This window comes from Aquabacterium humicola (assembly GCF_030167915.1).
In the GTDB taxonomy this organism is placed as follows: Bacteria; Pseudomonadota; Gammaproteobacteria; order Burkholderiales; family Burkholderiaceae_C; genus Pseudaquabacterium; species Pseudaquabacterium humicola.
In genome coordinates this window covers 1-21971 of sequence record NZ_JARGNB010000017.1, presented here as the reverse complement: position 1 = coordinate 21971, position 21971 = coordinate 1, and the positions used below count along the sequence as shown (strand labels likewise).

The window sequence follows — 21971 nt, the reverse complement described above, 5'->3', positions numbered from 1 at the left end:
GCGCAACGGCACGCTGAGCCTGTTCGCGGCGCTGAACACGGCCACTGGCGAGGTTCTGGGCAAGACCGCTGCCAGGCACACCAGCGAGCAGTTCGTCGCCTTTCTCGAGGAGGTCGTTGCCAGCCAACCCGAGCAGCGTGAGATCCACGTGATCTGAGACAACGTCAGCAGCCACAAGACCGGTCTCGTCGAAGAGTTCCTGAGCGCACATGAACAGGTCCACATCCACTACACGCCAACCTATTCGTCCTGGCTGAACCAGGTGGAGAACTGGTTCTCGCGGATCCAGCGAGACGTGATCAGCCGCGGCGTCTTCACGTCGGTCAAGGACCTGGACAAGAAGCTCATGCGCGACATCCGTCAGTACAACAAGGACCCCAAGCCGCTGAAGTGGAAGTACGACGATCCGTCGCGGCGACACCGCCAATTCTTATGATTCAATGGAGTAGAAGCTGGCAGGCGTGGCCGAAGCACCCGCGCTCCAGCCAGACCACGTACGGAGGGCGAGGGTCCGTGTCATCTGACGGCGCAAAAGGGTCCGGCTCGCGAAGCAGGTTCATTGGAAGGAGTCGGGGCCACGTGGCGTGCCCTTGTTCGACCCATGGTCGACAGGCGGTGTATCAAGACCGTGTCGGCATCTTCGCTGCGTTGTTTCGATTGTTCCGCTTCACATCGATCAAGCGGGCTTCGTGATATTTTTCGTCCAATCTGCCGCACCGGCGCAGGGTTCGCTTAACCCGATCACGCCGGTCCGGATGCACTGGGTACACGCGGCAGCAACCTGGGATCGGCGGTACGTCGCGCTGCACCCCTCCCACACTCGCCGCAAGCAGTTTGCGAGAGGGCATGGCACGGACCGACGACAGGACACTCGCACTGCCATCCGATGGAAGCGGGCATCGCGGAGCTCGGCGAGTGCCAGCCTGGGCCGGATCGTCGGTGGTTGCCGCGGTGTTGCTGACGTCGGTGGCAATGCCTTTCGCCGCGAAGGGGTCGCCAGAGGACTTCGCGCTCGAGCGTGTCGAGCGGCAGGTCTTCGGCAATCCAAGGTCGGCCGTCGCAGAAGCGTCGCTCCAGCTGAGTCGTGCCCGCAATACAAAGGACGAACGAGCCGAGTTGGAAGCCGTGCGCGTGTTCGTGCCCGGTAGTGCCGAGCTCGACGAGGCGAACGCTTCGGACCGGGACATTGAGCGCGGCCTGATTCTGGCTGCCAAGTTCGCTGACGCGGCAGCAACGATCGAGTTGTTGATGGCCCGGGCGTTGTACTTCAGCTATCAGCAGCGCACGGTCGACGCGCACGCCACCCTCGACGAAGCCAGTCAGATCGCTGCCGGCAAGTCATCGTTGCAGCGTCATCGCGCGCGCGTCGTGACCATGCGCGGCCTGATGCTTCAGGGCAAAGGCCGCACCGCAGAGGCCCTTGAGTCGTTCAACACGGGTTTCGCGATCGCGCGGCAAGAAGAGGACCGGTTTGGAATGTCGAATGCCCTGCTGGGAATGGCATTCGCCAACACATCGGATCGAGCAACCGACGCGCAGCGCGGCGTGGGGCTGGGCCAGTTGAAAGCTGCGTTGGGACTGGTCGACGAAGCCGAGTATCCGTACTACGCCGGGAATCTGATGCATAACATGGGTCGTGCACTTCATGCGCAAGGGGACCGGACAAGTGCCCGCCGGATGTACGAGAAGGCGATGCGCCTCGCTCCGTTCACCGGTGGCGCGCTGTTCGAGGCCAATCTGCTGCACCAGCTCGCACGGCTGGATCTCGACGACGACCGTCCTCGGGACGCCCTCGGGCGGCTGGCGCGTGCGGAGCCCGAAGTGAGGCGGCTCGGCGGCACGGCAGCCCGCTTCCGCGTGCTGCTGACGAAGGCCGTCGGGTTGGCCCGTACCGGCGCCCGCGAGAGGAGCCTGTCGGTGGTCGGGGAAGCCGACCGGCTGCGGGTCGAGATGCGCGCGGCCGCTCATGACATCAGCTTTCACGAAGCGGCGGTCGCGGTGCACATGGCCTTCGGCGACACGAGCTCGGCCCTGCGACAGATGCATGCGCTGCTGGCTGCCGAGAAGCGCGCCGCCGCCGAGGCGAACGACGAACGCAGCGCCGAAATGCGCGCTCGATTCGAGATCGAGCGGCAGGAGCGCGAGAACGCGCTGCTGCTGCTGAGAACCAGCGAAGCGGACGCACGACGCGGCATGCTGCTGCTGATGCTCATCAGTGCGACGGCCCTCGTAGGAGGCTTGGCGGCCGCCCATCAGCTTCGGCTCCAGAGGCGCTTGCGGACGGCGAACGCACTCAAAGCGGCCATTGTCGATCACGCGATGGACGCGATCGTGACGGCAGATCCAGAGGGCCGGATCGTCGAGTTCAATCCTGCGGCCGAGGCGATGTTCGGCTGGAGCCGCGAGCAGGTGCTCGGGCAGCCGCACGAGAATCTCGTTCCCGAGCGGTATCGCGAGCGCCAGCGTGCGCTGCGCGAGCAGGCGGTGCGCCAGGTCGAGGGCAATGCTTACATCGGGCGCCGCTGGTGCCTCAGGGCGCAACGTGCCGATGGCAGCGAGTTTCCGGCCGAAGCGATCGTGTGGCGAGCAGAGAGCTCCGGCGGCATGTTGTTTACGGCGAGTCTGCGAGACATAACGGAGCAGCAGCGCAGCGCGGAGCTGATCGAGCGACAGCGCAACGAGTTGAGGCAGAGCGAGAAGTTGACGACGATGGGAAGCCTGCTGGCGGGTGTAGCGCACGAGCTGAACAACCCGCTGGCGGTGGTGATGGGACGGGCATCGCTGCTGGAGGAGCTGGGTAGCGGGACGGCGATGCAGCAGGAGGCGCAGCGGGTGAGGGAAGCGGCGCAACGCTGCGGGCGCATCGTGCGCACGTTCCTGAACATGGCGCGGCAGCGGAAGGCGGTGCTGGGGCAGGTGCAGCTCAACGACGTGGTGCGAGGAGCGGCGGAGATGCTGGGCTACGTGCTGCGCACGAATGCGATTCGGGTGGAGCTGAGGCTGGCGGCGCAGCTGCACGTGGTGCAGGCCGATGGGGATCAGCTGGGGCAGGTGGTGCTGAACTTGATGGTCAACGCGCAGCAGGCGATGAGCGGGGTGCAAGGGCTGAGGCAGCTGCTGGTGGAGACAGGGCAGGAGGAAGGGCGGGTGTGGCTGCGGGTGGCCGACAGCGGCCCCGGGGTGCCGACGGAGCTGCGCGGGCGGATCTTCGCCCCGTTCTTCACGACGAAGTCGGAGGGGGTGGGCACCGGGCTGGGGCTGTCGGTGTCGCAGTCAATCGCGCGCGAGCATGGCGGCGATCTGGTACTGGAGGAGTGTGCGGGGGGTGGCGCATCGTTCATGTTCTGGCTGCCGAGCACCGCGCCGCAGGTGCAAGTTCCCGAGCGGCAAGTTCAGCTTGAGTCGGGGGCGGCCGACGGGGTGAAGGTGCTGGTGGTGGACGACGAGCCGGAGCTTGCCGACGTGATGAGGACGATGCTGGAGGCGGCGGGTTTCGAGGTGCTGACGGCGGAGTCGGGAGCGGTGGCGCTGGAGATGCTGTCGTTGGAGCGATTCGATGCGCTGGTGTCGGACATCCGGATGCCGGACATGGACGGCGCGACGCTGTGGCGCAAGGTGAAGGAGCGCGATGCGGCGCTGGCGGACAGGATGCTGTTGGTCACGGGGGACACGCTGAGCTTGGACGTGCGACAGTTCCTGAGCGAATCGGGCTGCCAGGCGTTGGACAAGCCGTTCAGTTCGAGCGAGCTGGTTGGTGCGGTTCGGCAGCTTTCGTACCAGCTGCCTGGACAATGACCGCGTCGATCGTCGATTGCAACCGCCCGAGGGCAGAGGATTTCAGGCGAACGGCGAGATCGTTAAGGGCGCCGCTTCAATATTGACATTGCTATCGAATGCGACTCCACCGAATGGTGGCCTGGTACCAAATTGCGCTGCGCCGTCCTGCGCCTGGGTTAGCATTCCGAAACCACGGAGCGACACTTGGACGCTCAATTTCGAGTGCAGGAAGAAGAATTGGACGAACGTAAGCTGCGATGGTCGCGCGCGTGCTGGGGCGAAGCCGCGCCGTCGGTGCCGATCCTCGACTCCACGCTCGCGGCACTGATACTCGAGCACGTCTCCACGAGAGTCGTGGTCGTTGATCGCGACCGACGCTACCGATACGCAAACGCCGAGGCCTTGAAGTTCATGGGACTGCCGGCGGAATGCGTCGTGGGACGCCTCATGTCGGAGGTGCTCGACGAACGGGTGTACCACGGTTTCGTTCCGATCTTCGAGCGGGCATTCGGCGGCGAATCGGTTCACCTGGAGGGCTGGGTTCGCTACAAGAAGCACGGGCGCCGCTTTCGCGAACAGCAGGTGATGCCGTATGCGCCCGGCGGCGGCACCGTCCAAGCGGTTGTCGTTTGCGGCCTCGACCACACGGCGTTGCGCCTTAGCGAGCAGCAGCTGGCCATTCGCGACGAACAGCTGCGGCTGAGCGAAGCGCTCAAGACCGCCATCGTCGACAACGCACACGCTGCCATCGTGTCCACGCGCTCGGACGGCAGCATCGTCGAGTTCAATCCATCCGCCGAGGCCATGTTCGGCTGGTCGAGGACTGAGGTGATCGGGCGATCCGCAAGCGACTTGCTGATTCCGCGCCGCTATCGGGATCGACACGAAGTCCTGCGCCATCGCTTGTGCGCCGGCGAATTGCCCAGGCTGCTGGGCAGGAGGAGGGAAACTCAGGCCCTCTGCGCCGATGGGCGCGAGATTCCCGTCGAAGTGGTCGTCTGGCGCACCGACGTGGATGCGCGGCCGTACTACACCGCGTCGATCAACGACCTCTCTGAACGGCAGCGCGCGACGCTCGAGATCCAGCGGCAGCGAGAAGCGCTTCGGCGCTGCGAGCGCTTTTCGACGATGGGCGGTCTGGTCGCGGGCGTGGCACACGAGCTCAACAATCCGCTGGCGATCGTGATGGGGCGTGCAGCGTTGCTTGAAGAGCGGTGTGCGAGCCGTCCCGATCTGCAACGAGAAGCGCGCCAGATCCGTGATGCTGCAGAACGGTGCGGTCGCATCGTCCGGAGCTTCCTCGACATGGCGAGAGGGCGTCCTTTGCAGCGGTGCCGGGTTGCACTGAACGACACCGTGCGCGCGGCAGCGGAGCTGCTGGCGTTCACGTACCGCACTCACGACACGGAACTCCGGCTCGACCTCGGCGATGCGCTGCCGCCGCTCCTTGCCGACGAAGACCAGCTCGCGCAGATCGTGCTGAACCTGCTGGTCAATGCACAGCAGGTGCTCGCGACAGTCGAAGTCGCAGAGCGCCGCGTCGTCGTCACCACCGAGGCGGAGCGTGACGCCGCAGGCAACGCCTGCGCCGTGCGCCTTCGCGTTGCCGACACCAGGCCGGGCGTCTCCGAGGATGCGAAGGCGCGCCTGTTCGAGGTTTGCTTCACCGCGAAGGCCGAAGGCATCGGAACGGGTCTCGGTCTGGCGTCTTCGCGGGCCGTTGCCCGCGACCATGGCGGAGACCTCGTTCTCGAAGCCTCGGATTCGGGGGCCGCCTTCGTGCTCACACTCCCGATCGGGTAAAGCGCCGCGGCGCTCCTGGGTTGCGCCATGCGCCGCGACCGGGCTCGGCGCGGGTCATCAGGGCGCCCGTCTTGCCCGAAGACGTCAAAGGAGTCTCCGATCGGGCAGGGGTTGCTCTCTCCGCTGCCGGCCCTGCTCGATCCATGATTGACGCGAGACCAGCCTTCCGCGCACGTCGCGAAGAGCTGACCGTTTCACTCGAGACGCGTCGCACAGCATGATCGCCCAACTCACCGCCGTAGAAGCATTGCTTGGATTCGCACTGTGGACCGCTCTTCTGGCCGCGGTGGTCTTCGGCTATCGATCGAGCCGGTGGCTCGGGGGAACGGCGATCACGAGCTGGGCGCGCGGGCAGCGCACGGTCTCGGATCCGCCTGTCGTGCGCCGCATCGAGGATGCACATGCCAACTGCCTCGAGAACCTGCCTGTCTTTGCTGTGATCGTGCTGGCGGGCGCCGTGCTTGGCGAGTTCCAAGCCATGGCCGGACTGGCCACGCTGGTGCTCTATGCCCGCCTGGCGCAGTCGCTGGCACACGTAGCGGGCACTGGGCCGGCGCTGGTTTTCGTGCGAGCCGGGTGCTGGATCGTCCAGCTCGCATCGATGATCGCGATGGGCGGGCTGCTCTTGCTGCGCATTTGAAGCGACGGGGTCCTACTGAACTACCAGCTCGGCATGCAATGCGCCTGCCGCATTCACCGCCCGCAGGATGCTGATGATGTCGCGCGTCGGTGTCTTGATCTTCGTGAGCATCCGCATCAGTTCGCCCACGGTTTGCTGCCCGGTCGTCACCAGCCCGGTCTCGCCGTTCTCCTGCGCCTCGATGCGTGTATTGGTGACCACTTCGGTACGAACGCCCGGAGCGGTCTGGCGCACGAGCATGGGCTGCGACACGCTGGTTTCCGACGTGATCGAAACCTTCAGTTCGCCGTGCGAGATCACCACCGGGTCGATGCGGACGTCGCCGCCGGCGACGACGGTCCCGGTGCGCTCGTTGATGACCACGCGAGCCTTGTTGTCCGGCGCGACCGTCAGGCCCTCCATCTGCGCCAGGAATTCGGTCAGGCGCGTGGCGCGCGATTCTGGTATGCGGACGTCGATGGCTTCGCCGTTGCGGGCCGTGGCGATTTCGCTGCCGGCGTAGCGGTTGATCGCGCCGGCCACGCGCATCGCCGTGGTGTTGTCGGGCCGGCTCAGCAGAAAGGCCAGCGGCCGGGTTGGATCGAATTCACGATTGCGCGGCTGCGCCTCGACGGTTGCGCCGCCAGGAACCGTGCCCACCGTCGGATGGTTCTTTTGCACGACGTTGCCGTTCGAGTCGTACTTGTAGCCGCCGACCGATAAGGCGCCCTGTGCCAGCGCATAGACCTTGCCATCGGCGCCGCGCAGCGGGGTCAGCAGCAGCGTGCCTCCGGTCAGGCTGCGCGCGTCGCCGATCGACGCCGCCGTTGCGTCGATCGCGCTGCCGTCGCTGGCGAAGGGTGGTAGCGCGGCGGTGACGGTCACCACGGCCACGTTGCGGCTGCTCACCTGGTCCGCGGCGATCGTGAAGTCGAAGTTCGCCAGCAGGTTCGCCATGGCCTGGCGCGTCGCCTTGTTTCCGGGCGAATCGCCCGTGCCCGCCAGGCCGGTGACGATGCCGTAGCCCACGAGCTGGTTGTCGCGCCAGCCCTGGAAGCGTCCCAGGTCCTTCAGGCGGATCGAAGTCTCCGCCGCGACAGGGCCACAGGTCGCGCCGAGCGCGCACAAGGCCACGGCAAGCGCGAGCCACCTACCCGCGCGGTTCATCAGAAGCCCAGCCATGTCATCACCCTCGACCAGAAGCCGGGGCGTTGCCGCTCGGCGAGATCACCGTTGCCCACGTAGCTGAGCTTCAGATCGGCGATGCGATTGGATTGAACGCTGTTGCCGTTCGCAATGTCGGCCGGTCGCACGCGTCCTTCGATACGGATGTGCTGGCGATCGGAGTTCAATTCGATCTCCTGCTCTCCGCGAATCCACAGGTCGCCGTTGGCGTCCACCTGGGTGACGGCGACCGACAGCTGCGCCAGCACCCGACCTGCACGCTGGACCCGGCCGCCGCCGTCGAAGTCGTTGTTGACTCCGAGGTTCAGGCCGTGCTGGCGCGCATTAGCCTGCGCCTGAATGCCCAGCGTGTTGTTGCGGTTCAGGTTGGTATCGGCCGTGGTCGTGGCGCTCGAGCTCTCGTAGACCAGCACCGTGACGATGTCGCCCGCCGCTGCAGCGCGCCGATCGGCCACCAGCGGCCGGAAGCTGGCAGGGTTGTAGAGACTCTCGGCCGCCTGGCAGTCCTCGAGCACCAGTAGGAGGGCGCAGGCCGCCAGGCAGGTGGCGACAGTCGCCGCGGGATGTCGCAATCGCATGGTCACACTCCGTCGACGAGTTCGAGCACGCCCGGGCCGCTGACTTCGGCGTTCAGAACGTGGCCGGCATGGCGCACGCGCACGCGCTTGCGCGCCTGTGCCGCGTCCAGCAGTACGACCGGCATCTCGATCGTCACGCCCTTGCCGTGCGCGCGCAGTGCGATGCGCTCGCCGAGAAGGCCAACGCCCGACGCGACCCAGGCGGAGGCCGCCAGCGGCTCGCCGGCAGCCAGGGCCCGGCTGGCGCGTGCGCCAGGTACGGTGCAGGGATCGCCCGGGTCGCCGATGTCCTTTGCCGCGGACCTTGCCAGCGCGGCGAGGTCGACCTCGCGCCGCTCGACCCGGCCGCAGTCGAGCGCATCGCCAGCCGACAGCGGATCGAGCGTCACCCAGGCCTCGCGCCATACCTCGACGGCGAACTGCACGGGCACGCTGCGATGGAAGGTGCCGTCGACGTAGACATCGACCCAGACCTTGGCACGCTTGCGCAGCGCTTCGGTGTACGGAAGCGGCCGCACATTGAGCGTGATCTGACCCTGGTTCACCGGCAGGTCGGGCTGGTCCTCGAGCGGCTGGATCGCCACGCGCAGCTGTTCGCCGGCCAACAACTGGTACAGGTAGCCCGCGGCCCGATCGACGATGTCCGCCCCGGAGACCGTCGTGGCGGCGCGCTGCAACTCGATCGTCGTCGCACCGGACCAGCTCAGCGCCAGCCCGCCGGTGGCCGCGCGCACGCGCTGCTCGAGCGTAGCGCGCGCCAGGCGGTCCGAGTATCCGACGCGCGGGCTGGTGCCGATCGAGAGCATCGCCAGTCGCTCGGTGCGTGCCGGGTCCAACCCGGTGATGTCGACCAGTTCGCCCAGCGTGTAGCTGCTGCCCTTGACGACTGCGGTCGATCGGGCGGTCAGCTGTTGCGCGGCAGCGCCGGAGCAAAGGCTCCAGGCGAGCAGAAAGCATGTCAGCGCGGTTCGCATGGCAGGCACTCAGCGGCGCAGCAGCTCGTTGGTCGCCGCCATGATGCCGTCGGAGACCTGGAGCACGCGCGCGCTCAGCTCGTAGGCGCGCTGCGCCTTCATGAGCGCGACCATTTCGTTGTTCATCTGCACGTTCGACTGCTCGAGCGCACCTTGCGCCAGCGTGCCGATCCCGTCCTCGCCAGCACGCACGGCCAGGGCCTCGCCGGACTCGCCGGTCGGCACGTACAGCCCGTCGCCCAGCGCCTTCAGACCCCCGGGATTGACGAATGCGGCAAGCTCCAGGCGACCGAGCTCGAGCTCGCCCGCATGGCCCGGCACCTGCACCATGACGCGCCCTTCGGGCGTGATGTTGATGCGCGTGGCATCGGCGGGCACACTGATCTCCGGCTTCAGCACGAGGCCGGCCTGCGTCGTGAGCATCGAGTCCTTGTTGATCGTCAGGCTGCCGCCGCGCGTGAAGGCCCGGCTGCCGTCGGCGAGGCTGACTTCGAGGAAGCCGCGCCCGTTGATCGCCAGATCCATCGCCGATCCCGTGGGCTTCAGATCACCGGCCGTCGAGAAGTCCTTGTCGGTGCCCGCGACCGCGACTCCACCGGGTGCGATGGGGCCGTTCGCGCCATCCGCCCCGCTGGCGCTGGTACGGCGGACCACCTCTGCGAAGCTCAGGCGGGTGGCCTTGTAGCCCGGTGTGCTGATATTGGCGAGGTTGCCGGCGATGGTCTCGAGGTTTCTCTGCTGCATTGCCAGGCTGGCCGCGGCAATCATCATCGAATCATTCATGGGTCGGGGCCTTTTCGGGAATGAGGAATCGAGGTTGGTCAGAACTCGCCGAGCTTCTGGATCGCGTTGCCGATTTGCTCGTCGTAGGCGGTGAAGAAGCGGCTCAGCGCTTCGTAGCTTCGCGAGGTCTCGAGCAGCATCACCGTCTCGCGCGCCGTCGAGACATTGGAGTTCTCTAACTTGCCAGTGCGCACGGTGATGCGGCCGTCGCTCGCGGCGGCCGGCGGTGCGGCGCCAGCCACCGGCCGAAGCAGTCCGTCGTTGCCGCGCGTCAGACCGGTGCGCGGCAGCGCGACGAGCTTCAGCGAACCAGCCGGGCGATCGTTCTGCGTCAGGGAACCGTCTGGATGCACCACCACCGGATCGCCGCCGAGGCTCAGGGCGCCACCGACGCCTTGCAGGGCCGCGCCTTGAGCGTTCAGCAGCCTGCCGCTGGCGTCCAGCCTGAAACTGCCGCTGCGCGCGTAGCCCACGCCATCGGCTCCCATCAGCTCGAGGTAGGCGTCGCCTTCGACCATGAGGTCCAGCGGCCGCCCCGTCTGGACCGCGGCTGCCGCGCTGGCATCGATGCCCAGGTCGATACGTGGCGCTGCCGGATTCGTTCCGGCGCCCGCGGCCGCGAGCACCTGCTCGAAGGGCCGCAGGACAGGAATGGTCCGCTTGAACCCGGGCGTGGCGGCATTGGCGACGTTGTGGCTGATCGCTGCCAGGCGCGCCTGGCTGTTGTGCATCGCCTGGATGGCGGTGGTGAGGGCGTCGTCCATGAGGGGTGTGCGAAGGGAGTGGCTCAGATCGCGACCGAGCCGAAGGCGCGCAGGTTGGCCGCCCGCGGCACCTCGGCGAGCGAAAGCACGTGGAGTTGCGGCGCGACCCGCTCGCTCAATGCACGCAGGTGGCGGCGCAGGTCGGGAGCGCACAGCAATACGGGCATCAAGCTGCGCTGGGCCATGCTTTCGCACTGCTGCAGCAGCCGCGACAGCAACTGCTCGGCGAGCCGCGGATCGATGACGATGTTGCCGGCGCCGCTTTCGGCTGCGTCGCGCAGGCCCTGCGAGAGCTTCTGCTCGACGGCCGCGTCCAGCGTCAGCACGTTCAGCGTGCCGTCGGAACGCGTGAGCGGCTGGCAGATGATGGCACCCAGGCGCTGCCGCACCAGCTCTGTCAGCACCGTGGTGTCCTTCGTCGACTTGGCGTGCTCGCTGAGCGTCTCGATGATGGATTCGATGTGGCGGATCGATACCCGCTCGCGCAGCAGGTTCTGCAGCACCCGCTGTACATCGGCCAGCGCCAGCTGGGTCGGCACCAAGTCTTCCACAAGGCCGGGCTGTCGCTCGCGCAGCGGTTGGACGAGCGCATCCATCTCGCGACGGGTCAGCAGCTGCGGTGACTGGTCGCGGATGACCTCGCTGATGTGCGTCACGAGCGCCGTCGTCGGATCCACGAGCGTGTACTTCGCCGCGCGGGCGGCTTCTTTTTCGTCGTCCTCGATCCAGACTGCGGGCAGTCCGAAAGCCGGCTCGACCCCCTCGATGCCGTTCAGCTTGCGGGCCTGCGTGCTGGTGCGAATGGCGAGCGTGCGATCCGGGAACAGCTCTCCGCGCGCGGCGACGACACCGAAGATGCAGATCTCGTAGCCGTCGGCCGGAACGCGAGCGCCGTCGCGGAAGTGCACGCCCGGGGCCACGAAGCCGGACTCGAGCGCGAACTGCTTGCGAAAGGCGACCATGCGCTCCTTCAGCGTCGCCCGCTCCGCGCCAAGGAAGGGCGCCAGGTGCGCGCCCAGGTGCACCTCGATCGGCTCCACCCTGAGGGCGGCATAGTCGGCGTCGTCCTTGGCGGACTCGGCGGTCCGCCCGGCGGCGCCCGGCTCGTCCGGGGTATCGGCCGCGTCTTGCAGCTTGCGGCGGCCGTAGACCACCAGCAGCACCACGCCCATCACCACCAGCACCGGCAGGCTCGGGATGCCGGGGAATACCAGCAGTCCGGCCAGCGACAGCAGCACCATCCACAGCGTCTTCGGGAACGCGGTGATCTGCGCAACCGCCTGATGGCCCAGGTTTCCTCCGGAGGCCGAACGGGTGACGATGAGGCCCGTGCCGACCGAGATGACCAGCGCCGGCACCTGCGTGACGATGCCGTCGCCGATCGTCAGCAGAGTGAAGGTCTGCAGCGCGTCGCCCCACCGCATGCCTCTTTGCATCACGCCGACCACCAGACCGCCGACGATGTTGATCAGCAGAATCACGATGCCGGCGATGGCGTCTCCCTTGACGAACTTGCTCGCGCCGTCCATCGCGCCGTAGAAGGCGGCCTCCTTGCTGAGATCCTGGCGTCGGCGCTGCGCTTCCGCCTGATCGATGAAACCCATGTTCAGGTCGGCGTCGATGCTCATCTGCTGGCCGGGCATGCTGTCAAGCATGAAGCGTGCGGCGACCTCCGACACGCGCTGCGCGCCGCTCGTGACGACCACGAACTGAACGACGACCAGGATCAGGAACACGATCAGGCCGATCACGTAGTTGCCGCCCACCACGTAGGCACCCACCGCGCCGATCACCTGGCCCGCATCGCCGTGGCCGAGGATGAGGCGGGTGGCCGCGACGTTCAGGGACAGGCGGAACAGCGTGGCCACGAGCAGCAGCGAAGGGAACGTCGAGAACTCCACCGGCCGGCCGATGTAGAACGTCAGCAGCAGGATGAGCATCGCGAAGCTGAAGTTCGCGATGATCAGGAAGTCGAGCAGGGTCGCAGGAATCGGCGCGAAGAGCACCGTCAGGATCGCGACGACCAGAAACACCATCGCCATGTCGGCGTTGGCGCCCAATGCATTGCGCAACGCGCTCATCAAATGGTCCTCCGCGTGGCGTGCCGGCGAATTCCGTGGGTGCGGCTCGTCGAGTTCATGTCGCGGCCCTCGCGGCGGCCTGCGCGTCGCGCTGCGCATACACCCACACCAGGATTCGTGCGACCACGGGGTAGAGATCCTCGGGCACCCATTCGTCGACCTCGAGACGCTTGTAAAGCGCGCGTGCGAGCGGCGGGTTCTGCACGATCGGAATGCCCCTGGCCATGGCCGCGCGGCGAAGCTTGTGCGCCAGCTCGCCGGCGCCCTTCGCCAGCATCTGCGGCGCCGCCATCTCGCCGTGCCTGTAGGCCAGGGCGATGGCGTAGTGCGTTGGGTTGGTGATCAGCACGTCCGCCTTGGGAAGATTGACCAGCGAGCGAGCCTGGCGCAGCATCTTCATGCGCAGTTCGCGCAACCGGGAGCGAATGCGGGGATCGCCTTCTCGTTGCTTGTGCTCGTCGCGCTGCTCGCGACGGCTCATGCGCATCTTGCGGGCGAACTCCCAGCGCACGTAGCCCAGGTCGAGCAGAGCGATGACCACCAGCACCAGCGTCAGCTTGACGAGAAGCGAGCCGATATGGCCTTTCAGCCAGGCGGCCTGCTGAGGAGCCGCCTGGAGACCGAGCACGGACAGCTCGTGCATCAGCGTCTCGACGCTGAACCAGACCACGATCCCCAGTGTTACCAGCTTGAGCACGCTCTTGAAGGTCTCGAACAGCATACGCATGGAGAACAAGCGCTTGAAGCCGCTTGCAGGATTGACGCGGTCCCACTGCGGCTTCACAGGTTCGGCGCTGAAGACGGGTCCGACCTGTGCGAAGGCCGCCAGCCCCACTGCCAGCGCGATCGCGACGAGCACCGGCGCCAGCAGCACCAGCGAGTCGATCCCAATGGCGACGAGGTAGGCCGAGATGCCGTCCGGCGACCACTGGCGCAGTCCGATGTTTGACAGGTCGGCTCGGGCGAGGTCGGCGATGCCCCGGGCGATCGAGTCGCCCATGCCGTACCAGCACAGCGTCAGGGCGACGAACACGGTCGCCACCCCGATGTCGGGGCTGCGCGCGGATTGGCCGCGCTGGCGCGCACGTTCCAGCTTGTAGGGTGAGGCAGCTTCGCTCTTGTCCTGTTCGGATTCCGCTTCGGCCATGTGAACTCCTGGAGCGGTGCGCCGGCTTGGCGATCGATTGGGGGACTCTAGGGAGCCGCCGTATCAGGCGGGCTTCGTGCGAGCCAGTGCGTGTTTCATTTGCTGGTGGCGGTGCCCTGTCAGGGCAGGTGATGAATGGCCAGTAGCGTCGCGAGGTCCGCCTGGGTACGACCAAGATCGCGCGTCGCCATCAGGGCCAGGCTGAAGCATTCGGAGGCGACGCGCTGGCGCCGCTCGCGCATGCAGGCACGCCCAACCGCCAGCAACCGGGTGCTGAGCGACCGCGAAGCCGTTCTCGTTGGGCCGCCGGCCAGGCGCAGCACGCACTGCGCCAGTTCGGCGCCGAGCGAATCGGGCGCCTGCAGCCTTACCGCCCGCACCAGCTCGCGTGCAGCCTGCCGCATGCCCTGCATTGCGAGTGCGGCCGCGAGTCCGCTCATCAGCGGAAGGGATGCCGCGCACCAGGCGAGCCCGGCTTCGAAGACCTCATGCGCGCGCGGGGAGTCGTCGGATGCGATGCAGGCCCAGCCGAGCGTGATGGATGCAGACGCGCGTGCATCCTGCTGCGCCACCGCGACTTCGAGCGCGGCGAGCGCACCCGCACGCTCCCCTGCCAGAAGCCTCGCCATGCCAATGCCCAGCCAGGCTTCGCCATGGAGGGGATGTGCACCGACGACGGCGCGAAAGTGCCGTTCCGCGGCGGCATGGTCACGTGCCTCCAGCGCCGACCGCCCCGCGGCCAGGTGCGAACCGATGTCATGCGTCATGATGGCCTTCTGACCGGCATGTCCGGTCGTTCGCGGTCGATCGGCGCCACCGCCATCGGAGTCGGATGGCAGCGCGCGCAGGTTCGCCGCATCTCGCCATTCGCAGGCTTCCAGCGAAAGCGGCTTGGTGTGCTCCCAGAGTGCCTCGAGTGCATTTGCTTCCCCGATGCGGCCGAGCGCCTGCAGCGTCTGGATCCGATGGGCGATGTTGACGGCTCGCCCATCGAATCCGCACAGCGCGGCAGTCTCGAAATCCGTCATCGCGATCGCATACTCGCCCCGCGCGAAGTGAATCATCCCGCGCAGCTGCCACAACCCGGCATCGACGATGGTTGTCGACAACGCCTCGTTTAGCGCCCGCTCAGCGACGCCGTAGCGCCCTGCCACGACATGCTCGAGAAGGCGAGTTGTCCGCGATCCCCCATCGGGCGCGTCCTCCAGGCAGGGCGAAGGTAGTGCCATGACCGGACGGCCGGTTCCCGCTCATTGCTGCGTGGCTTGCGTCGGGTCCCCAGCACCGGGGCCGCCCTTGCGCGCTTCGAACATCGCGTGGAAGTTCACTTCGGCGAGCGTCACGGGCGGGTAGCCGCCGCGCGTGCAGATGTCGGAGACGGTCGAGCGCAGGTACGGGAAGATGATCTGCGGGCACGCGATGCCAACCACGGCCTCGAGCTGCTCTTCCGGGAAGTTGCGGATCTCGAAGATGCCGGCCTGCTTGGCCTGGATGCGGAAGAGCGTCCTCTCGTCGACCTTGGTCTCCACCGTAGCGATGACGCAGACCTCGAAGAAGCCGTCATTGATGCCTTCGGCAGACAGGCCGAGGTTGACATCGACTTTGGGTTGCGCGGATTCGAGCAGGATTTGCGGCGCATGGGGCTGCTCGAGCGCCATGTCCTTGACGTACATGCGCTGAATCGAGAAGACCGGGGAGTCTGCGGTTTCGCTCATGGGGACCCTTTTAAGTGAGAGCTGTATCTGGCAAAGGCGCGACGCGCCGGGTGCCGGACCTACGCATTCTTCGGCGCGCTGGTATCCATGTGGTTTCCTCGACTGCCCGCGCCAGTTTCAGTTGTTCCGCCCGTGGCGGAAAGTGGCAAGTGATCTGACGCAGAAGGGCGAGACAAGTACGGATTGACTTCGGTTGGTGCCCTCATGCAGACGACGATGCTCATCTTGCGTCGTTGGCCTCGCCAGTGTCGGTCACCGTACACGACGCCGATCGAAGCTCAGGCGAGAGCCTTGCATCGACGCCTGAACTGTCTCACTTGCTGCACAGCCACCTCCCGCTCCCAGTGGCGGGCCGTCTCGGCTGGCGGGGCCTTTACTGGCAGATCACGCGCCGGACATCCTGGTAAGGCTGCGGGTAGAGGCGGAAACGCTCGCTCAACCAAGGACGGGCGTGCGACACCCCGCGGCAAACAAACCAGCAAGGTGTGAGGAAGATATGACGGCAATCATCGGTGGCGGCAACCTGGGTCTGTTCAACACGTCCGCTGACGTTCTCGGCATGCGCAGCGGCTCCGGAGCGATCGGGCGTACCGGGTCGGACACGAGCATCGTCAACGTCAGCAACGGGAACGTCGTAATCCAGTCGTGGACCGACGAATTCCTGGCGTCTAAGGGCCTCGGGACGGCGCTCATGCGGTCGTACAACTCCCGTGGCTTGTTGAACGACGACAACGGGGACAACTGGCAGCTGGACATCGCCAGGCTGATCGGTGATCTAGATCCGGCCGGAAGCGTGATTACCAGGCAGGGCGGCGATGGCGGTGAAGCGACCTTCACGAAGGCCGGCAATGTGTGGTTGAGCGACGCGGGCGGCGGTGCGCAGGACATGCTCGAGTTCAGCGCGGGCCAGTGGACCTTCACCGATGGTACTACCCGCATCGTCGAGCTATTCGATGCGGCAGGCCGGCTGATCGCGCGCGAGAACTCCGACGGTCTCGAAACTACCTATGTCTGGGACACGACGACTGACCTGCTTCAGCAGATCAGTGATGCGTCGGGCCAGACGATCACGCTTGCTTACAACAGCGGCGCCAACTATCGGCAATTGGCCCACATCAGCATCCTGGCCGTACCCGCTGGCGGCGGGGCTGCGGTGCTGCAGACGCGCACGTGGTACGAGTACGACGCGCAGAACCGGCTGGCCAGGGTGAAGTTGGCGCTGGACGGCGCCGGATCGAAGTTCTGGGTGACGGACTACACGTACAAGGGCAATACGAAGCTGGTGGAGACCATCACGCAAGGCGACGGGACGCCCGGAGGCGTGAGCTGCTCGGCCAGTTTCGGCTACTACGCGGACGGACGCGTGCTGTTCGTGACCGACGGCGAGAACAACAATACGTCGTTCTCGTACGTGACGGATGCGCAAGGCACGATCACAACGGTCACTGATGCGCTGAACCAGACGACGAGCTACTGGACCGATACGAGCGGACGGCTGCGAGAGGTCAAGGTCAACTCCGTCGGCGGCGCGCTGACTACCAGCTACGAGTACGACGGGCGTGGCAACGTCACGAAGGTGACGGATGCCAATGGTCGGGTGACCGAATCGGAGTACGACGCCAAGAACAATCTGACGCTGCGTCGAGACGAGCTGGGCAACACCGTCACCTTTACCTACGACGCCCGTAACCAGCTGCTGAACTCGACGCAGTTCCTGGTGCCCGATGCCGATGGAAGCGGGTCGGCGGCGCAACCAGGCGAGCCACGTACCACGCGCCAAGTCTATGACGCCGCTGGCGAGGCGCATGTACGTTTCGTTGTCAGTGCAGAGGGTGAAGTCATTGAATACCGCTACAACGCCGCAGGCCAGCGCACGGCAACGCTGCGCTTTCATGCGCGCTACAACCTCTTTGGCCTCGGCCCGATGGACACCTTGAGCGAATCGCAGTTGGCGGGCTGGGCTAGTACCCAGTGGGGCGACTGCTCGCGCACCGATGTCGAGTACGATCCGCGCGGATTGGCATACAAGACGACGGAGTGGGATGAGATCGACGCGTCGACAGGGGAAGGAGTTGGCAATGGCCAGGAGTCGATTTCGTACTCGGTGTATGACCAGCGCGGCAATCTATTGCAGTTTGTCGCCGCGGGAGGAGTCAAGCCGATTGATGGCAAAGACCCGAATACCGTCAATGCCACGACCTACACCTACGACGGACTCGGGCGGATGCTGAGCGTCAAGCAGTGGGTTCAGGCCGGTATCGTGCAAAGCGAGCTGACGACCACCTACAACGATTTCAATGGGGAGGTCCTTACCACGTCGGCCAGTGGCGTTCTGACCACGAGCGTACACGACATGCGCGGCCTCTTGCTGAGCCAAACGCAAAGCGCTTCGGGGACGGGCCTGGGCGCGGTGAGCTACAAGTACGACAAGGCTGGCCTGCTGCGCTGGGTGCAAGATCAGCTCGGCAACCGGACCTACTACCTGTACGACGAATCCGGGCGCCGGGTCGCCACGATTGACCACTTGGGCGGCTTGACCGAACTGGCCTACGATGGGTTGGATCTCGTGCGCCAGACCAGCTATGCCAAACGCCTCAGTACGTCGCAGCTGGTCAGCTTGGTGAACGCAGACGGCGATCCGGCGACCGTGCAGCTGCAGTCCATCCTGCCGCAGCTCGACACGGCAAATGACCGCGAGGTGCGTACGGAGTACGACGCAGCCCACCGCATCACTCGTGTGTTGACCGCAGTCAGTGCAAACACCGCCTATGTGACCGAGTACCTCTATGATGGCGCCGGTCGCCTGACCGACATTATTGTCCGCGCCACGGCGGTGAGCCTGACGGACCCTCCAGCGATCGTCCCGACTTCGGTCGACGACCGGCATTCGCGTCAGTTCTGGGACGGTCAGGGGCGCCAGACCGGCGTGCTGGATGCGGAGGGCTACCTGACGCTGTTCGAGTACGGCGTGCACGGTCTCAAGCACACGGTCCGCTATGCCACTGCCGTGCCGCCTGCGCTTCGCGCCGGTGGCTCACTCCAGCAGTTGAAGGACGCGGCCAGCGATGCCGCGTCACCCACTGCTGCGGACCACCAACATGAATACATTGCCTACGACAACAAGGGCCGCATGCGCTTCCGCGTCGATGCGGAAGGCTATCTAACCGAGTACGCGCGCGACGGTCGCGGCAACGTGCTCGTCGAGAAGCGCTGGTACAACAAGGCCAACCCGTACACGGGCGTGCAGACGCTCTCCCAGACGCGCCCGGCGCCGCATGGCAACGACGCGGTCACCACGAGCACCTATGACGGCGCGAACCGGCTGCGCACGGTCACGGCGCAGGGCATTACCAAGACCTTCGCCTATGATGATGCCGGCCGGCTGATCAAGGTCCTCAGCGCAGTGGCCACCAGCGAAGAACGCATCAGCCTCGTCCGGCACGATGCACTTGGGCGTGTCACGCACGAGCTGAGCGCCAAGGGTGCACGCATCCTGGCCGACAACCCTGGTCTGAGTGACGACGGTGTCGAGGCCGTTTGGGCACAGCATGCGGTCAAGCATCACTATGATATTGCCGGCCGTCGCATCGGCACCACCGACCAGAACGGAAACAAGACCCGCTTCTACTACGACCAGCTCGGTCAGCTGCGGTACACGATCGACGCCCTCGGCCTAGTTCGGGAGCAGCGCTACAACAGCTTCGGTCAGGCGTCCGACAGCGTGGAATACGCCAAGCGACTCAGCGCTGTCAACCTAGCGGCACTCGATGGCGGCCAGATTGACGCAACCGTGTCGGCGCTGGTCAACGCGCTGGCGAACGCCTCGTTTGATCGTCACGATAAATTCGAGTACACCAGGCGCGGCGAGCTTGCCAAAGCGGTGGACGCGCTCGGGAACGCCCAGCAGCGTACCTACGGCGCGTTCGTCGGTGAGGTTTCCAGTGCGCTGACGCTGCCGGCTGCGCAGGGCAAGAGCGTCCTGACCACGTTCGCCCATGACCATCGGGGCCTGCTGAAGAACACCGTGCAGGATGCGGACTTCGCCGGCCACGTGGGCGCCAAGCGCAGCCTTGGCACGGTGTACGACGCGTTCGGACGCGTGCAGCAGACGCTGGACGGCAACCTGATAGCCACCAACTTCAAGTACGACCGCCTGGGGCGCACCGTCACCGTCACGGATGCGAACAACAAGAGCACGGGCATGACCTACGATGCCTTCAGCCGCGTGCTCACTGTGAAGGATGCGCTGCAGAACACCACGACCTACGTCTACGACGACAGTCCTGACGCACGCAGCTATACCGTCACCACGGCCGAGAACATCACCACCAAGACCGTCTTCAATCGCCACGGGCAGGTCTTCCAGGTCAAGGATGGCAACGGCATCACGACGACCAACCAATACGACGACAACGGTGGCCTGCACACGCAGACTGTCGACGACGGCGGGCTGAACCTGACCACGGTGTATGGGCGCGACGACGCCGGGCGCCTGATCAGCGTCACCTCGCCCGAAGGCATCGTCACGACGATCGAGTACGACGCAGCCAATCGCGAGATCAAGCGCACGGTGGATCCAACGGGGCTGAACCTCGTCACCACAATCACCATCGATGATGCACAGCGCAAAGTGCGTGCCGACGCCGGCGGCGTGGTGAGGGAGTCGAGCTTCAACGCGCTGGGCCAACTCGTCCAGACCTGCATCGACCCGGATGGCCTGCAAGCCGAGAAGACCACCTACACCTACGACGACCAGGGGCGCACGCTGACGGTCACCACGGGTGACACCACCGTCGAGCACGTCTACAACCACCTCGGGTGGCTGATCGAGCGGCACGTCGACCCTGCCGGCCTGAACCTGACGACGACCTATGCGCATGACCAGCAAGGCAACGTCATCAGCAGCACGGATGCGACTGGCAAGTCCACTCGCTACTACTATGACAACCTCAATCGCCTGATCTACACGCTCGATCCGCTGAAGGGCTTAACTCGAAATCAGTACGACGCGCTCGGCCGCGTGACTGAAGTGCGGAGTTTCGCGCAGGCGTTCAGCGGCTTGCCGTCGAACGCCTCGATAGCCGACATCGAAGAGATGGTGCCGCAGCTCGCCGATGCCAGGCGCGATTGGGTGCAACACGCCGCCTATGACAAGGACGGTCGCCAGACGCACAGCTGGAACGCCCTGGGAGAGGTCATCAGCTACGCATTTGACAAGCAGGGCCGGGTCGTCAAGACCACGCTGCATGCGCAAGCCATCGACCCCGACACGGCCGACATCGTTCTGGCCATCGCTGCGCTGCCGGACGGTGACCAGGACCGGGTGTCGCAGGCGGTATACAACGCTGCGGGTTGGCTGATCTACCAGATCGATGCGTTGGGACTGGTCACCGGCATCGAATACGACGACAACGGCCTGGAGGTCCGCAGGACCGCGTTCGCCGAGGCCATCGCCCCGACCACCCTGGACAACGTCAACGGCGTTGCCCAGCGAAAGGCAGCCGTTGAGGCCGCGCTGGACCAGAGCGACGCGAAGAACCGCGTCAGCCAGACGGTCTTCGATTCTGCGGGACGGCTGATCTACGGCGTCGATGCGGCCGGTTACGTCACGAGCTACGTTCGTGACGAGTCCGGCGCCGTCGTGCGCACGGGACAGTTCAGTCAACCCATCGCGGCGGGCGTGCTGGGGGGTTTGACGGACCGGACGCAGCGCCAACAGGCCATCGAGACGGCCCTGCAAGGCAAGACCGAGGCGCGCTGGAGTGCCAGCGTGTACGACAGCGCGCATCGACTGGCCTACTCGACCGACTCGACGTGGCAGGTCACGTCTTACGCCTACGACGATCGCGGCAACATCACGTCCTCTACGCGCTGGGCCAAGCCGCTCGCCGTGGGCACCGTCCTGGACGCGCAACACGTGTCGCAGGCGCTCATCGGTAGCGACAGCGATCGCACCCGTAGGACCCTGTTCGATGCCGCGAATCGTGCGGTGCTTGCGGTGGATGAGCGCGGCTCGGTGACGCGAAACATCCTTGACGCTTCCGGGCGAGTCGTGGAGCAGATGGTCTTCGCGGAGGCCTACGACGGTGAGAACGGCTGGGAAGTGGACGATGTGCTGTCTCACTTGAACGCCGTTCAGATCCTGCATCGCAGTGAAATGGTGTACGACGCGGCGGGTCGGCTAGCGTATGCGATCGACGAGCTCGGCAACGCGACCCGGTTCTCCTACGATGCCTTGGGGAATCGGATTGGCACCATCGCGCGGGCCAAGGCGCCGACCGGCGTGGTGCGCACAGCTGAGGCGTTGGATGCCTTCTTCGCCGTAGCGGCAAACCAATCTGCTTTGGACCGCGAGAGCAGCAGCTGGACGCTGGTGGGCAGCAACGGCCGCACGTACAGCGCGATGCAGTCGGCTGCGGGCGACATGACGCTGACGGTGAGCGGCTTCGACAAGACCGAGGTGCTGCAGCTGGCGCAGTCGGTGGCAGTGGCCGCCGGTGGCCTGGACACGGTCGCCGAGATCGAGACGTTCCTGGGCAACGGAG

Annotated in this window: 13 protein-coding genes and 1 pseudogene; 5 read left to right on the top strand and 9 right to left on the bottom strand. The window is 65.9% G+C overall.

Going from position 1 to position 21971, the window contains the following annotated elements; all coding sequences use genetic code 11:
• From P1K89_RS32435 to P1K89_RS32420, 4 genes and pseudogenes are all read left to right on the top strand, one after another.
• Positions 1-436: pseudogene (locus P1K89_RS32435) on the top strand (IS630 family transposase); the annotation flags it as partial.
• Positions 437-939: 503 nt separating this feature from the next.
• Positions 940-3795 (top strand): PAS domain S-box protein, encoded by a 2856-nt coding sequence (locus tag P1K89_RS32430; protein WP_284620680.1) that lies wholly within the window; start codon positions 940-942, stop codon positions 3793-3795.
• 186 nt (positions 3796-3981) lie between these two features.
• Positions 3982-5580: a two-component system sensor histidine kinase NtrB gene (locus P1K89_RS32425; RefSeq protein ID WP_284620679.1), complete on the top strand. Its 1599-nt coding sequence runs from the start codon at positions 3982-3984 to the stop codon at positions 5578-5580.
• Positions 5581-5797: 217 nt separating this feature from the next.
• A complete protein-coding gene (locus tag P1K89_RS32420; protein WP_284620678.1) occupies positions 5798-6220 on the top strand; it encodes an MAPEG family protein in 423 nt (140 codons plus the stop codon).
• A gap of 12 nt (positions 6221-6232) precedes the next feature.
• Here P1K89_RS32420 and P1K89_RS32415 read toward each other — a convergent pair whose 3' ends face one another.
• The 9 genes from P1K89_RS32415 to secB all read right to left on the bottom strand — a co-directional run bounded on the left by P1K89_RS32415 (position 6233) and on the right by secB (position 15426).
• Complete coding sequence (locus P1K89_RS32415; RefSeq protein WP_284620677.1) at positions 6233-7381, bottom strand: flagellar basal body P-ring protein FlgI; 1149 nt, start codon at positions 7379-7381, stop codon at positions 6233-6235.
• Positions 7366-7962 carry a flagellar basal body L-ring protein FlgH gene (locus P1K89_RS32410; RefSeq protein ID WP_284620676.1) on the bottom strand — a complete coding sequence of 199 codons (597 nt, stop codon included), beginning with the start codon at positions 7960-7962 and terminating at the stop codon, positions 7366-7368. Before P1K89_RS32410 ends, P1K89_RS32415 begins: the two co-directional genes overlap by 16 nt.
• Positions 7963-7964: 2 nt before the next feature.
• Positions 7965-8936: a flagella basal body P-ring formation protein FlgA gene (locus P1K89_RS32405; protein ID WP_284620675.1), complete on the bottom strand. Its 972-nt coding sequence runs from the start codon at positions 8934-8936 to the stop codon at positions 7965-7967.
• Positions 8937-8945: 9 nt separating this feature from the next.
• Positions 8946-9704, bottom strand: coding sequence for a flagellar hook-basal body protein (locus tag P1K89_RS32400; RefSeq protein WP_284620674.1), 759 nt, complete (start codon positions 9702-9704; stop codon positions 8946-8948).
• A 53-nt stretch (positions 9705-9757) separates the two neighbouring features.
• Positions 9758-10483: a flagellar hook-basal body protein gene (locus P1K89_RS32395; RefSeq protein ID WP_284620673.1), complete on the bottom strand. Its 726-nt coding sequence runs from the start codon at positions 10481-10483 to the stop codon at positions 9758-9760.
• Positions 10484-10506: 23 nt separating this feature from the next.
• Positions 10507-12564: a flagellar biosynthesis protein FlhA gene (flhA, locus tag P1K89_RS32390; RefSeq protein WP_284620671.1), complete on the bottom strand. Its 2058-nt coding sequence runs from the start codon at positions 12562-12564 to the stop codon at positions 10507-10509.
• Between the two features lie 55 nt (positions 12565-12619).
• A complete protein-coding gene (locus P1K89_RS32385) occupies positions 12620-13711 on the bottom strand; it encodes an EscU/YscU/HrcU family type III secretion system export apparatus switch protein (protein WP_284620670.1) in 1092 nt (363 codons plus the stop codon).
• Between the two features lie 119 nt (positions 13712-13830).
• The gene (locus P1K89_RS32380) at positions 13831-14865 is read right to left on the bottom strand and encodes a tetratricopeptide repeat protein (RefSeq protein WP_284620669.1); all 1035 of its coding nucleotides are present in this window, start codon (positions 14863-14865) and stop codon (positions 13831-13833) included.
• Positions 14866-14961: 96 nt separating this feature from the next.
• Positions 14962-15426: a protein-export chaperone SecB gene (gene secB / locus P1K89_RS32375; RefSeq protein ID WP_284620668.1), complete on the bottom strand. Its 465-nt coding sequence runs from the start codon at positions 15424-15426 to the stop codon at positions 14962-14964.
• Between the two features lie 496 nt (positions 15427-15922).
• On the opposite strand from secB, the gene P1K89_RS32370 reads away from it, so the two are divergent.
• Positions 15923-21971, top strand: a 6049-nt coding sequence (locus tag P1K89_RS32370; RefSeq protein ID WP_284620667.1) for an RHS repeat domain-containing protein, incomplete at its 3' end; no start/stop codon positions are given.